This window comes from Fictibacillus sp. 23RED33, from assembly GCF_015903925.1.
GTDB classification, from domain to species: Bacteria; Bacillota; Bacilli; order Bacillales; family Fictibacillaceae; genus Fictibacillus; species Fictibacillus phosphorivorans.
Genome location: NZ_JACZDX010000005.1, coordinates 155,565 through 169,885, shown reverse-complemented (window position 1 = coordinate 169,885; position 14,321 = coordinate 155,565). Strand labels below are relative to the sequence as shown.

General features: G+C 40.2%; 12 protein-coding genes. 10 read left to right on the top strand and 2 right to left on the bottom strand.

Annotated elements, in window-relative coordinates:
• Window positions 1-135: 135 nt before the first annotated feature.
• The 8 genes from dnaE to IHV09_RS16705 all read left to right on the top strand — a co-directional run bounded on the left by dnaE (window position 136) and on the right by IHV09_RS16705 (window position 10,818).
• Window positions 136-3,519, top strand: coding sequence for a DNA polymerase III subunit alpha (gene dnaE, locus IHV09_RS16740; RefSeq protein ID WP_197264993.1), 3,384 nt, complete (start codon window positions 136-138; stop codon window positions 3,517-3,519).
• 113 nt (window positions 3,520-3,632) lie between these two features.
• Window positions 3,633-4,874, top strand: a complete 1,242-nt coding sequence (locus IHV09_RS16735; protein WP_066396784.1) for an NAD(P)-dependent malic enzyme — start codon at window positions 3,633-3,635, stop codon at window positions 4,872-4,874.
• 20 nt (window positions 4,875-4,894) lie between these two features.
• Window positions 4,895-5,545, top strand: coding sequence for a FadR/GntR family transcriptional regulator (locus IHV09_RS16730; RefSeq protein WP_197131573.1), 651 nt, complete (start codon window positions 4,895-4,897; stop codon window positions 5,543-5,545).
• Between the two features lie 16 nt (window positions 5,546-5,561).
• On the top strand, window positions 5,562-6,416 hold the full coding sequence (gene accD, locus IHV09_RS16725; RefSeq protein WP_197131568.1) for an acetyl-CoA carboxylase, carboxyltransferase subunit beta: 855 nt from the start codon (window positions 5,562-5,564) through the stop codon (window positions 6,414-6,416).
• Window positions 6,417-6,419: 3 nt separating this feature from the next.
• Window positions 6,420-7,397 (top strand): acetyl-CoA carboxylase carboxyl transferase subunit alpha, encoded by a 978-nt coding sequence (gene accA, locus IHV09_RS16720; RefSeq protein WP_197131565.1) that lies wholly within the window; start codon window positions 6,420-6,422, stop codon window positions 7,395-7,397.
• A 118-nt stretch (window positions 7,398-7,515) separates the two neighbouring features.
• The gene (pfkA, locus tag IHV09_RS16715) at window positions 7,516-8,475 is read left to right on the top strand and encodes a 6-phosphofructokinase (RefSeq protein WP_137788670.1); all 960 of its coding nucleotides are present in this window, start codon (window positions 7,516-7,518) and stop codon (window positions 8,473-8,475) included.
• A gap of 91 nt (window positions 8,476-8,566) precedes the next feature.
• Entirely contained in the window at window positions 8,567-10,321 is a 1,755-nt protein-coding gene (gene pyk, locus IHV09_RS16710) for a pyruvate kinase (RefSeq protein WP_197265023.1), read from the top strand.
• A 101-nt stretch (window positions 10,322-10,422) separates the two neighbouring features.
• Window positions 10,423-10,818 (top strand): FxsA family protein, encoded by a 396-nt coding sequence (locus IHV09_RS16705; protein ID WP_197131562.1) that lies wholly within the window; start codon window positions 10,423-10,425, stop codon window positions 10,816-10,818.
• Window positions 10,819-10,897: 79 nt separating this feature from the next.
• Here the strand turns inward: IHV09_RS16705 and IHV09_RS16700 are convergent, their stop codons facing one another.
• Window positions 10,898-11,068, bottom strand: a complete 171-nt coding sequence (locus tag IHV09_RS16700; RefSeq protein WP_197264992.1) for a hypothetical protein — start codon at window positions 11,066-11,068, stop codon at window positions 10,898-10,900.
• A 162-nt stretch (window positions 11,069-11,230) separates the two neighbouring features.
• On the bottom strand, window positions 11,231-12,349 hold the full coding sequence (gene ytvI, locus IHV09_RS16695; protein WP_231618366.1) for a sporulation integral membrane protein YtvI: 1,119 nt from the start codon (window positions 12,347-12,349) through the stop codon (window positions 11,231-11,233).
• 54 nt (window positions 12,350-12,403) lie between these two features.
• Here ytvI and IHV09_RS16690 point away from each other — a divergent pair, with 54 nt between their 5' ends.
• Complete coding sequence (locus tag IHV09_RS16690) at window positions 12,404-12,865, top strand: DUF441 domain-containing protein (protein WP_197131555.1); 462 nt, start codon at window positions 12,404-12,406, stop codon at window positions 12,863-12,865.
• Window positions 12,866-13,114: 249 nt separating this feature from the next.
• Complete coding sequence (gene citZ, locus IHV09_RS16685) at window positions 13,115-14,230, top strand: citrate synthase (protein ID WP_197131552.1); 1,116 nt, start codon at window positions 13,115-13,117, stop codon at window positions 14,228-14,230.
• Window positions 14,231-14,321: the final 91 nt, after the last annotated feature.

Sequence of the window (14,321 nt, the reverse complement as noted above, 5' to 3'; positions counted from 1 at the left end):
TATGGATAATAGGTGGAGTGTATGCTTATATGATAGAAAATGAATAACCGCTCGCTGTTGAAAACTGTTTCATTAACACATACGAACTTCTGTACTATAATGGAATGCAAACAGGTGCGTAAAGGAAGTGATGGTATGGGGTTTGTCCCACTGCATATACATAGTGAATACTCGCTTCTTGAAAGCTCTTGTCGGATCGAAGAGCTTGTTCAGTATGCAAAAGAGCTTGGGTATACGTCTTTAGCCTTAACAGATAAATCAAACATGCATGGTGCCTTAAAGTTTTATACTACATGTGTAAAAGCTGGCATCAAACCTATCATTGGATTGGAAGCAGAGGTTGGAAGTGATCAAGAGGATACAAAAGAGAAGATAAGTTCAGGCAATAAACTTCTTTTGTATGCGATGAACATAGAAGGCTATGAAAATTTATTAAAACTCACAACGCTTATGCAGACAAAGCTGGACGGTGAAGTGTCATCTCTTTCTTATGAAGAAATTTCAAATCATGCAGCGGGCCTTATCGCTGTTTCTTCAGGTATGGAAGGTGAGATTCAGCAATTTCTTACTCGTGAAAATCTTGACGATCAACGATTAGATAAGCTACTTCACTTTTATAAAACGTGCTTTAAAGATCGTTTTTATCTTGGACTAGAAGATCATGATACAGGTATAGAAAAAACAATTAATCTCCAACTTCAAAACCTTTCAAGGAAGTCTCTCATTCCACTCGTCTGCATGCATGAAACGTATTATATGAGAAGAGAGGATGCAAACGCACATGATATCCTGCTTTGCATCAAACAAGGCGAAAAGAAAAGCAATCGTGATCGATTTAAACTGCAGACAGATGACTTTTATTTTAAATCCCCATTAGAGATGAAACGTGTATTTTCTCATGCGGAGGATGCATTAGATGAAACGGTTAAACTGGCTGAAAGATGTTCACTCGAGCTTGAGCTTGGTAGCATTGCTTTGCCCAAATATCCTGTACCAAATAATAAGAACAGCTATGAATATCTGACTGAGCTTTGTAATGAAGGACTTTTGAAGCGTTATGAAACGGTAACACCTGAAATAAACGAACGATTATCATATGAACTTAACATTATTAAGAGTATGAACTTTGAAGATTATTTCTTAATCGTTTGGGATTTTATGAAATTTGCACACGACGAAAAGATGATTACAGGGCCAGGAAGGGGTTCGGCAGCAGGATCACTAGTAGCTTACGTTCTTCAGATTACGAACGTTGACCCGATCCATCATCAGTTGATCTTTGAGCGTTTCTTAAATCCGGAGCGGGTTACGATGCCCGATATTGATATCGATTTTCCTGATAACCGTCGGGACGAAGTACTAAGCTACGTAGCTCGTAAGTATGGTACAGATTATGTCGCACAGATTATTACATTTGGTACCCTAGCAGCAAGAGCTGCTATAAGGGATGCGGGCAGAGTGATGGATTTTGCTCCTGCGCTCATCGATCTTACCGCAAAGAATATTCCATCAAGACCTGGAATCACGTTGGAAAATGCATTGAAAGAGTCAGCTGGCCTGCAACAGGCGTACAAAACAGAGCCGGATGTGAGAAAGCTTGTTGAGATCGCGATGACACTTGAAGGTTTACCGAGACACGCATCAACTCATGCTGCAGGTGTAGTCTTGTCGGGAGCTCCACTTGTTCAAAAAGTACCCTTACAAACCGGGCATGACGGTATACCTCTTACACAATACAGTATGGAGTGGCTTGAAGCTGCAGGTCTTTTGAAGATGGACTTTTTGGGTTTGCGGAATTTATCGCTTATTGAAAATATCTTATTGGCGATCGAAGAAAATGAAAATGTGAAGATCGATCTAAATGATATACCATTCGACGACGTGAAAACATTTGATCTTCTTGCGAAAGGAGATACTACAGGTGTGTTTCAGCTTGAGTCTGATGGGATGAGAAAAGTTCTTCAGCAGCTTAAGCCGACAGAGTTTGAAGATATCGTAGCAGTAAATGCTCTCTACCGGCCGGGTCCGATGCAGAATATTCCTGACTATATCGCGGGTAAACATCGTCTGAAGACCGTACACTACATGCATCCTGATCTTGAACCGATTTTAAAATCCACGTACGGAGTAATTGTCTATCAAGAACAGATCATGCAGATTGCAACAAAAGCGGCTGGTTTCACACTAGGAGAAGCAGATTTACTGAGAAGAGCAGTAGGTAAGAAGAAACGGGATATTCTTCTTCGGGAGCGACAACACTTTGTTGAAGGTTGTTTAAAGCAAGGCTATGATGAAAAATCTGCAGATGCGCTATATGACTTGATCGTACGCTTTGCTGATTACGGGTTCCCGAGGAGCCATGCTGTTGCATACAGTGTCATCGCCTATCAGCTTGCATTCTTAAAAGCAAACTATCCTGCCCACTTTATGGCTGCCCTGCTTTCAAGTGTTATCGGCAATCATGATAAAGTAAATCAATATATTAAAGAATCCGAGCAAAGAGGCATACCTGTACTCTCACCATCTATAAAAAAAGGCAGCGAAATTTTCATTTCAAACGGATCTCATATTTCATTCGGGTTATTGGCTATTAAAAATGTTGGATACAATGCCATTAGGATGCTGATGGCAGAAAATGAAAAAGAACCGTTTCAAGATCTGTTCGATATTTGTTCACGCTGTCCTCAAAAAGTTGTGAATAAGCGTACACTCGAATCATTAATTTTTGCTGGAGCAATGGATGAATTGGGACAAGATAGAGCAGTGTTGCTAGCTTCATTAGAAACTGCGATAGAATATGGAGAAGAGGTTCAGGAAATCTCGCGAAAGAATCAGATGTATCTTTTTGATGATGATATTAATTTACCTAAACCTTCTTACGTTTCCGTTCAAACTTTTCAAGAAGGCGAGAAGCTTAAATTTGAAAAAGAAGCTCTAGGTTTCTTCCTTTCCTCACATCCGCTGCAACGATATCGAACGACGTTAAGCAGCTGGAAAGCCGTCCACATAAATGAATTAAACGAAAAAAGATCTTCCGTTCGTCTTGGTGTATTAGTTGACAAAGTACGAGCGATTAAAACAAAAAAGGGAGAACTCATGGCATTCCTGACGATTAGCGATGAGAGCGGTGAGATAGAAGCCGTGGCTTTTCCAAAAGTTTATGAAGCCAATCACTCTCTTCTGCAGAAAGGACAACAATTGTTCATAGAAGGAAGTGTGGAACACCGTAACGAAACATTACAGATACTTGTGAACAAATGCAGACTGCTCCAAGATCTGAAGTCAAACGAGCAGCCAACACTATTTCTTAAGATAGATAAAGACCATCAATCACCTCAGCATCTTAATGCTGTGAAGGCGATTTTTGATGAATCAAAAGGAAGTACATCTGTTGTTCTTATCTATGAAGAAAATAGACAAAAGGTCCAGATCTCTCAGAAAGTAAATGTTTCTGAAAATTTGTTGTTAGAATTGCAATCTGTTATTGGTGAGGGTAATGTCGTATTTAGAAGAAATTAAAAACCTTTACAGCTTGTTAACTTTTGTTATAATGGATGAGTCAATATTAGTGGTCTGACCACCTCCTAATTGGCTCATCAACCTTAAATTTAAAATCATTAGGAGATGAAAAAATGTCTACATTAAGAGAAGAAGCACTACACATGCACCGCACACATCAAGGGAAATTAGAATCGAAATCAAAGGTACCTGTACGTAACGCGAAAGACTTGAGCTTAGCGTATTCTCCTGGTGTGGCAGAGCCGTGTAAAGATATTTATGATGACAAAACGAAAGTCTATGACTATACGATGAAAGGCAATACTGTAGCTGTCGTTTCTGATGGGACAGCTGTATTGGGTCTAGGAAATATAGGACCTGAAGCTGCACTTCCTGTAATGGAAGGAAAGGCAGTATTATTCAAGAGTTTTGCTGGTGTTGATGCGTTCCCAATCTGCTTGAATACTACAGATGTGGACAAGATCGTTGAAACGGTAAAATTGCTTGAACCTACATTTGGTGGTGTGAACTTAGAAGATATCGCTGCGCCGAATTGTTTTGTAGTTGAGGAACGTTTAAAGAAAGAAACAAATATTCCAATTTTCCATGATGATCAGCATGGCACTGCCATTGTTACACTAGCTGGTCTAGTTAATGCGCTCAAATTAACAGGGCGTGAAATGTCTAAGATTAAGGTCGTTGTTAATGGAGCGGGAGCAGCTGGGATAGCTATTATTAAGTTGCTAGATCGTTTTGGTGTGAAAGATATTATCATGTGTGATACGAAAGGTGCGATCTATGAAGGTCGTCCGTTCGGAATGAACTCTGTAAAAAAAGAAGTTGCAAACTTTACGAACCGTACAAAACAAGAGGGAACACTTGCTGATGTAATCAGCGGCTCAGATGTTTTCGTCGGTGTTTCAGTAGAAGGTGCATTAACAAAATCAATGGTTGAGTCAATGAATCCAGAACCGATCATCTTTGCTATGGCCAATCCAAACCCTGAGATCATGCCTCATGAAGCGCGTGAAGCAGGTGCTATGGTCATTGGAACAGGACGTTCTGATTTTCCTAACCAAGTAAATAACGTTTTAGCGTTTCCTGGTATTTTCCGTGGTGCGCTTGATGTTCGTGCAACACATATCAATGAAGAAATGAAGATTGCAGCCGTACATGCGATTGCAAATCTAGTGAACCCAGTAGAATTGACTGCAGATTATGTAATTCCTGCACCATTCGATCCGCGCGTTGCACCTGCTGTTGCGGCAGCTGTAGCGACTGCGGCTATGGAAACAGGCGTTGCAAGACTTCGGGTGAATCCTGAAGACATCGCTGAAAAGACTAAGAAACTAGCGATCATCGGAAAAGATGAATGAAACCGGTAGAGGAGAGAGGAATGTCTGTCCAGCCTACCGAAAAAGTATATATTGAAATTCTTAAACAAATTAAAGCTATTATTGTTGAGGATGGTCTTCAAGCGGGTGACAAGCTCCCTTCTGAAAGGGAGCTGAGTGACCGCCTGAAGGTTGGAAGATCATCTGTCCGTGAAGCACTGCGATCTCTAGAGCTTCTAGGTCTGATTGAGACACGAAGAGGGGAAGGAACCTTTATACGTGAAGCAACCGGTCATCGACTTGTTGAAGTACTAGCATCTTTCATTCTAAATGATAATAAAGCTAGACACGATCTTCAGGAAACAAGGCATATTGTTATTAAAGACTGTGTAGAGCTTGCAGTACGAAGGTGCAAATCTTCGACCATCTCAAAACTTACACAACTAATTAAGCAGATGGATCCGAACGAACATGAACAAGTTAATGAAGCTTGCAAGCAATTTGAAAAGATTGTGATTCAAGCATGCGGCAATCATCTTCTTTATCGTTTATATGTTGAACTAACGGGTTATGGGTCTTCATTGCAACGAGCAAATTCGTATTGGCCACAAGCATTTTGTGAGGAAGTTTTAACACTCCTTCAACAAAAAGATGCTGTGAAGCTGACGAGTTTGTTATCAAAACAAAACGATGCTCTAAACGCAATCGAATAGGTGGTGTTATTCATTTATGATAAAAGGATTGTTTGTAAAAAAGAAAAAATATGCCACAATACCGACTGGTAAAGTTAAACAAGACGTACCAGAAGGGATTATGAGTAAATGTCCAGAATGCAAGCACATCATGGTAACAAAAGAACTAAGAAAAAACTTGCTTGTTTGTCAAGGTTGTCAATACCATTATCCAATGTCATCACAAGAACGAATAGCTGCACTGATTGATGAAGGAACATTCACAGAATATGACGCAGATATGATTTCAGGAAATCCTTTAGAGTTTCCTGATTATGTGGAGAAACTAGAAGGCGACCGAAAGAAAACCAAAATTAACGAAGCTGTTGTTACAGGTGCAGGTCAGATAGATGGCCTTGATGTAACATTAGCGGTTATGGATTCTCGCTTTAGAATGGGTAGCATGGGTTCTGTTGTAGGTGAGAAGATCACACGTGCGATCGAGCACGCGATCGATAAAGAAACACCGTTTATTATCTTTACAGCATCAGGTGGAGCTAGAATGCAAGAAGGCGTTTTAAGCCTGATGCAGATGGCTAAAACGAGTGTCGCTCTTAAACGATTAAGTGACAGAGGGTTGCTTTTCATCTCTATCATGACACACCCAACTACTGGGGGAGTTTCCGCAAGTTTCGCATCTGTTGGTGATTACAATTTTGCTGAACCTAAAGCCTTAATTGGGTTTGCTGGCAGAAGAATCATCGAGCAAACCATTCGCCAAGAATTACCAGATGATTTTCAGACTGCTGAGTTTCTATTGAAGCATGGACAGTTAGATAAAGTCATTCATAGAAGCGAAATGAAGAAAACATTGAGTACGCTATTAAAGATTCATACAGAAGGGAGGGTGTAAGGCATGGCTGCAGAACTAGAATTTGAAAGACCGATACACGAGCTGGAGAAAAAGATCGCAGAACTTAAATCATTTATGGATGAAAAAGATATTGATTTAACTGATGAGATCAAAAGGCTAGAAGAAAAATTGTCTAACCTAGAAAACAGTACGTATTCAGAGATGAAACCTTGGGATCGTGTTCAAATTGCCAGACATGCTGAACGCCCAACCACCCTTGATTATATTAACTATCTGTTTACGGATTTCATCGAATTACATGGAGACCGTCTTTTTGGTGACGATGAAGCGATCGTTGGAGGCGTAGCTTTTTATAAGAATCTACCTATAACGATCATCGGACACCAAAGAGGGAAAGATACGAAAGAAAATCTTCGTCGAAATTTTGGGATGCCACATCCAGAAGGCTATCGTAAGGCACTTCGCTTAATGAAACAAGCGGAGAAGTTTAATAGACCTATTATCTGTTTCATTGATACAAAAGGAGCATATCCAGGAAAAGCAGCTGAGGAAAGAGGGCAGAGTGAAGCGATCGCTCGTAACCTAGTTGAGATGGCAGGATTAACTGTTCCTGTTATTTGTGTTGTGATCGGAGAAGGTGGAAGCGGTGGAGCATTAGCATTAGGTGTAGGGAATTATGTACACATGCTCGAGAACTCAACCTACTCTGTTATCTCCCCAGAAGGTGCAGCTGCCATTCTTTGGAAAGATGCTTCGATGGCGAAAAAAGCAGCAGAATCGATGAGAATCACTGCTCCAGACTTAAAGGAGTTAGGAATTATAGACGAGATTATTGAAGAAGTTAAGGGCGGAGCACATAAAGATGCTAAGTACCAGGCGGAATTGATCGACCAGGTTTTGGAAACTTCTTTAGATTCTCTGTTGTCTATGTCTCAAGAAGAGCTCATAAATCAACGCTATGAAAAATATAAAAAAATCGGACAATTTGGGTTTGTAAACGATTCCATTGTTGTTAAATAGGGAATGTGCCTTTCTGCTTGTAGAAAGGCGCATTTTTTTGCCTATTGTTGTCTATTGTGTTCAACATTTGAACATGATATTTTAATAAGACGAGAGAACTAGAGAGGTGAAATGTTTCATGAAGCGGATAGGAGTTCTAACAAGTGGTGGCGATTCACCAGGCATGAACGCTGCGATTCGGGCGGTTGTTCGAAAAGGAATCTACCATGACTTAGAAGTTTATGGGATATACAATGGTTATGCAGGACTAATTTCGGGGAATATTAAGAAACTAGAATTAGGATCTGTTGGAGATATTATACATCGTGGAGGCACAATGCTTCATTCAGCACGTTGTTTAGAGTTCAAAACACCAGAAGGACAACAAAAAGGTATCGAGCAGTTAAAAAAATTCGGTATCGAAGGATTAGTCGTTATTGGTGGAGACGGCTCTTTCCAAGGTGCTAAGAAATTGTCTGAACAAGGTTATCCAACGATTGGTGTACCTGGTACGATCGACAATGACATCCCTGGTACAGATTTCACAATCGGTTTTGATACAGCACTAAACACGATTATCGATGCTATCGACAAGATTCGTGACACAGCTACTTCACATGAGCGTACTTATATCATTGAAGTTATGGGACGTGACGCTGGTGACTTGGCTCTATGGGCTGGCCTTGCAGATGGAGCTGAGACGATTCTCATTCCAGAAGAAGACCACAAGATGGATCAAGTCGTACAAAAGCTGCAACGAGGACACGAGCGCGGTAAGAAACATAGTATCATTATTGTCGCAGAAGGCTGTGGAAGCGGCGTGGATGTTGCTAAAGAGATCGAAAGGCTTACAGACTTCGAAACAAGGGTTACTGTTCTGGGGCACATTCAACGCGGTGGTTCACCTACAGCTTTTGACCGGGTATTAGCAAGCCGTCTAGGTGCGCAAGCGGTTGAACTCTTATTAGAAGGCAAAGCTGGTCGTACAGTAGGTATTGAAAATAACAAACTTGTTGATTATGACATTACAGAGGTATTATCTAGAAAACATTCGATAGATAGACAAATGTACAAGTTATCACAAGAACTATCCATATAATCTGCTTAATGCATCGTACGGCTGCGGGTTAACTGCAGAAGCCTTACGATGCCTTTCTGCGAAAAAAGAAAATCAGGAGGCCATTTACATGATGCGCAAAACAAAAATCGTTTGTACGATAGGACCGGCAAGCGAAAGTATTGATAAGTTAAAAGAATTAATGAATGCTGGGATGAACGTTTCCCGCCTAAATTTCTCTCACGGTGACTTTGATGAGCACGGTCAACGAATCATCAACATTCGTGAAGCATCGAAAGAGCTTGGAAAAACAGTTGCGATCCTGTTAGATACAAAGGGACCTGAAATCCGTACTCAAACGCTAGAAGGCGGAGTAGCTGAACTTGTTGCTGGAAACGAATTAATCGTTTCTATGGAAGAAGTAGTGGGTAACGACAAAAAGATCTCTGTAACATATCCAGGTCTTGTTGAAGACGTACATGTTGGATCAAGAATCCTGCTTGATGACGGACTGATCGAACTTGAAGTAACAGCGATCGGCGAAAAAGAACTGACTACAAAAATCTTAAACTCCGGTACATTAAAAAATAAAAAAGGTGTAAACGTACCTAACGTAAGCGTGAAACTTCCTGGTATCACAGACAAAGATGCAAAAGATATCGAATTTGGTATCGAGCAAGGTGTTGATTTTATTGCTGCGTCATTCGTACGTCGTGCAACAGATGTTCTTGAAATTCGTGAGATCTTAGATCGACACAACGCTAACCATATTCAAATCATCCCTAAGATCGAGAACCAAGAAGGTGTAGACAATATCGATGAGATCCTTGCTGTTTCTGACGGTCTTATGGTAGCACGTGGTGACCTTGGTGTTGAAATTCCGGCTGAAGAAGTACCTCTTGTACAAAAGATGCTGATTAAAAAGTGTAACGAGCTTGGAAAGCCTGTTATTACAGCAACTCAAATGTTAGATTCTATGCAGCGTAACCCGCGTCCAACACGTGCTGAAGCAAGTGACGTAGCAAACGCGATCTTTGACGGAACAGATGCCATCATGCTTTCAGGTGAAACAGCTGCTGGTACTTATCCAGTTGAAGCGGTTCTTACCATGCATAAGATTGCTAGCCGTGCTGAGAGTTCTTTGAACTATAAAACATTATTATCTTCAAGAAGCAAAGAAAGCAAAACGACAATTACAGACGCGATTTCTCAATCTGTTTCCTTTACAGCTCTTAACCTTGATGCAGATGCTGTTATTACTGCTACTGAAAAAGGACAAACAGCTCGTATGATTTCGAAATATCGTCCCAAAGCTCCTATTATCGCTGTAACAAGCAACGAAGACGTTTGCCGTAAGCTTGCACTTGTTTGGGGAGTAACACCTGTAAAAGGTGAGAAAGCTGGAACAACAGATGAAATGTTCCAAATTGCGATTGATTCAGCGATTAAAGCTGAAGCTGTTCAACATGGCAATCTTGTAGTGATTACCGCAGGTGTACCAGTAGGTGAATCTGGATCTACAAACTTAATGAAAGTTCACATTATTGGTGATGTGCTTGCTAAAGCTCAAGGAATCGGACAATCATCAGCTTCAGGGAAAGTAGTAGTAGCTAAAACAGCTCAAGAAGCGATGGAAAAGATGACTGAAGGCGCAATTCTTGTAACAGTTGGAACGGACCGTGATATGATTGGTGCATTTGAAAAAGCATCAGCTGTTATTACAGAAGAAGGCGGATTAACAAGCCATGCTGCTGTATGTGGAGTATCTCTAAGTATTCCTGTTATCGTTGGCTTACAAAATGCTACGGAAATCTTTAAAGATGGCCAAGAGATTACGATTGATGCTTCTGTTGGATACATTTATGACGGAAGAAAGAACGTTATCTAATTATACGAAAAGAGAAGGGTGAAACCTTCTCTTTTTTGATACGTAAAAAATGGCATAGGCTAGATCTCCTTATTATTTGTTTAACGAAAGCGGTGATTTAAATGTTCCGTAAGCTATTACCTATATTTATTCTTATTCCTGCTATTGAAGTAGCTCTGTTTATCTTGGCAGGGCAATATATAGGAATCCCTGCAACGATTGCTGGAATATTTATTACCGGTATATTAGGTGCTTATTTGGCAAAAAAAGAAGGGGTAGAGACGCTTCAACGCGTGAAGATGCAGCTCGAGAGCGGTCAGATGCCAGGAGAAGCAGTTCTTGATGGGGCATGTATTCTGGTCGGTGGTGCATTACTCTTAGCACCTGGATTTCTAACTGACATTATAGGTTTCTTCTTACTTATCCCTCCACTAAGAAAACCAGTGAAGTTGTGGATGAAAGCGAAACTCTTCCAAAAGATGCAATCAGGACAGTTTTACTTCATAAAAAGAAGGTAGAGTTACTAGCTACTGACAGAGAGTCAGCTTAGAAAAGGTTTTCTAAGAGTTTTTTCTTTTAAGTTCTTTGAAGTTCTTCTTAGACAGTTGGTTGTAGTGGAAGGTTGCCGACTCCTACGGGACGAGCGGTCAGTCCGAAATGTAAAAGTGGCTCGTTCAGCCCCGACCAGCAAAAGTTGAATGGGCTAGGAAGGCGCATTTTGCCTTCTTGTCCGTTTAACTTTTGATCTCGAGGGGCTAGCCACTGCAACTAGACAGGTGGAGACTCCTAATGGCGCAAAGCGGCAGGAGACTCACCGTTCGCCCCGTGGAAAGCGTGCAACCTGGAGCGGAAACCAACCACTAACAAGAACACCAATGAATACAAAAACATAACAAAAAGAACGATGCTCACTTTCAGCAATCGTTCTTTTTATTTGTGTACAGGCTTCATAACAAATTGATAGATCTCATGAAAGAACTTTGCTTCGTAGAGTGCACGAATAACAACTAGGATAACAGGTCCGATGATAAGGCCAACAAACCCAAGAAGCTGGAATCCAGCAAATAAAGAGACTAGTGTAGCAAGAGGATCGAGTCCGATCGTTTTTGATAAAAGCTTTGGTTCCATAATCTGTCTTTGTATAACAACAACTCCATACAAAATGGATAGTCCGATCGTCAGCGTATAATTTCCTGTTAAGAAACAATAAGCGATCCATGGCAGAAAGACAGCACCTGTCCCAAGGTATGGCAGTAGATCTATCGCCCCAATCAGAACAGATATGGTAACTGCATAATCAATTCGCATCAACAAAAGACCTACTAATACGATACATGCTGTGATAGAGATTAAGGTTAACTGTGCTTTTAAAAAACCGAATAAAGCTTTTCTTAGTTCTACATATACCGTTGTGACGGTGTGGATTAATTTTTCAGGAAAGAGCGCGTTAAGAAACCCTATCAGTCGGTACCAGTCTTTACTTATAAAAAAAGCAGCGAGAAGAGAAAAGATAAAAACCGTTAAAAAAGTTGGGAGACTTACGATCATTAGAGAGACACTATTAATCACGGCCTGTGTCATACTAGATGCATTCGTGGTTATTCCTGTTCCAATCTTTTCGATATTATCCATGACCGTTTCTTGTTGATCGGTTCCCAACTTGCTATAGATAGAGAGTAAATCTTGATATAAAGGGAGAACGTTCATTTTAAATGATCGTTCAAAGTAAAAGACCAATTCTTGAATATAAGCGGGTAACTCATGTGCAATATAGGCAAAACCAGTCATCATCTCTTGAATGAGCAAGGTTAGTAACAAGACAATTACACCTAAAAGGCCTAATATAGAAAGAATAACGGCAAGTGCTCGATTCACTTTAAAACGATTTACGATAAAGTCTACAAACGGGTTGATCATAAGCGCTATGATTGCGCCTGCTATGAAAGGATAAAGAATAGCAGAAACATAATAGCCAGAAAAAATAAGGGCAACAGCGAGGGATAGAATAAATCCAATACGCAATAAACGATGTGTCAGTTCAGCATACAAATTTTCCACCTGCCTTTACGTACATATAAATTAGTGAGAAAGGAATGAAAATCTATGGGACCTTTACTGTTTTTATTCGGATTATTAATCATTGGCTTATTGGCAAAAAATCAATCTTTAATCGTCGCGGTCGCCTTTTTGTTAGTGTTAAAATTTACCGGTATGGGTGATAAATGGTTTTCTGTTATACAGCAAAAAGGGATAAATTGGGGTGTGACGATCATTACAATTGCCGTATTAGTTCCGATAGCATCTGGTGAGATTGGGTTTAAACAGTTGTCTGAATCATTGCGTTCTTATTATGCGTGGGTTGCTCTATTATCGGGCATTTTCGTAGCGGTAATCGCAAGTAAAGGACTTCATCTTCTTCAGAATGATCCTCATATTACTGCTGCTTTGGTCTTTGGAACGATCCTGGCCGTCGCTCTTTTTAAAGGAGTTGCTGTAGGACCATTGATCGGGGCAGGAATTGCATATATGGCTATGAAAGTCGTTGGAATGTTTTCAGGTTCATGACGCTTTCCGCACGAAATAAGTGATATCCGTTCACAAATATCAGATTATTGTTTATAATTGATGTGTATGTCCCATTTCCTTTAAATAGTCTTTCATTTTTCAAGTCTCAGTTTCGAGATTAAAAAAGTTGGGAATGTAACCTTGAATCCGGCTTTTTTATTACATGGAAAATGTAAGCTCTTTCTATTTTTTAAAAAGTGAAACAATTAAAGGAGAAGAGAGAATAACAGAAAAAAAGGAGAGATAGCCATGACAGCTACAAGAGGATTAGAAGGAATTGTTGCAACGACTTCTTCTGTCAGCTCTATCATTGACGATGTATTAACCTATAGAGGATATAGCATTGATGACTTAGCTGAACATGCAACTTTTGAGGAAGTTGTATACTTGCTTTGGAATGGTAAACTGCCTTCCCAATCTGAACTAGAATCTTTTAAATCAGAACTTGCTGAGGCTAGTGAGCTGCCCGCAGAATTGTTGGAACAAATGAAATCGCTTCCTTTGAAGAATACACATCCTATGACTGTATTGCGTACAATCGTGTCAACATTAGCGATGTATGATTCAGAAGCAGAGGATATGTCTACAGATGGAAACTACAAAAAAGCCATCCGTCTTCAAGCACAGATGTCATCACTTGTAACGGCATTTGCACGTATTAGGGAAGGAAAAGATCCGATTGCTCCTAAAAAAGAACTTAGCTATGCAGCTAACTTCCTATATATGCTTACAGGTAAAGAACCTGATGAAATTTCTGAAACAGCCTTTAATAAAGCATTAGTTCTACATGCTGACCATGAGCTAAATGCATCCACGTTCACTGCACGTGTTTGTGTAGCTACTCTTTCTGATATCTATTCAGGCATTACAGCAGCGATCGGTGCTTTAAAAGGACCACTTCATGGTGGAGCAAACGAACAAGTAATGAAGATGCTTTCTGAGATCGGTGAAGAAGCAAACGTAGAATCTTACTTGGACAACGCGATTGAGAACAAACAAAAGATTATGGGCTTTGGTCACCGTGTATACAAGAACGGCGATCCACGTGCAAAACATTTGCGTGAAATGTCTAAACAGCTAACATCGATTACAGGTGAAGAAAAATGGTACACAATGAGCGTAAAGATTGATGATACGCTTAAGCAGAAGAAAGGCTTGCTGCCAAACGTAGATTTCTATTCTGCTAGTGTTTACCACAGCTTAGGTATCGACCATGACTTATTCACGCCAATCTTTGCGATCAGCCGTGTTTCTGGCTGGATTGCACATATCTTAGAACAATATGAAAACAACCGTTTAATCCGCCCTCGTGCTGAATATATCGGACCTGACATGCAGCAGTATGTTGCTTTAGAACAAAGATAATATAAAAACTATAGGTTATATCTTTAAAAGAGAAGGGATTCTTCTTCTCTTTTCCCTATGTTTTTTAGTAGACTAGTATAGTACATGCAAT

Coding starts and splice junctions, on each gene's coding strand:
- dnaE (WP_197264993.1), top strand. CDS start 136: ATGGGGTTTGTCCCACTGCATATACATAGTGAATACTCGCTTCTTGAA.
- IHV09_RS16735 (WP_066396784.1), top strand. CDS start 3,633: ATGTCTACATTAAGAGAAGAAGCACTACACATGCACCGCACACATCAA.
- IHV09_RS16730 (WP_197131573.1), top strand. CDS start 4,895: ATGTCTGTCCAGCCTACCGAAAAAGTATATATTGAAATTCTTAAACAA.
- accD (WP_197131568.1), top strand. CDS start 5,562: ATGATAAAAGGATTGTTTGTAAAAAAGAAAAAATATGCCACAATACCG.
- accA (WP_197131565.1), top strand. CDS start 6,420: ATGGCTGCAGAACTAGAATTTGAAAGACCGATACACGAGCTGGAGAAA.
- pfkA (WP_137788670.1), top strand. CDS start 7,516: ATGAAGCGGATAGGAGTTCTAACAAGTGGTGGCGATTCACCAGGCATG.
- pyk (WP_197265023.1), top strand. CDS start 8,567: ATGCGCAAAACAAAAATCGTTTGTACGATAGGACCGGCAAGCGAAAGT.
- IHV09_RS16705 (WP_197131562.1), top strand. CDS start 10,423: ATGTTCCGTAAGCTATTACCTATATTTATTCTTATTCCTGCTATTGAA.
- IHV09_RS16690 (WP_197131555.1), top strand. CDS start 12,404: ATGGGACCTTTACTGTTTTTATTCGGATTATTAATCATTGGCTTATTG.
- citZ (WP_197131552.1), top strand. CDS start 13,115: ATGACAGCTACAAGAGGATTAGAAGGAATTGTTGCAACGACTTCTTCT.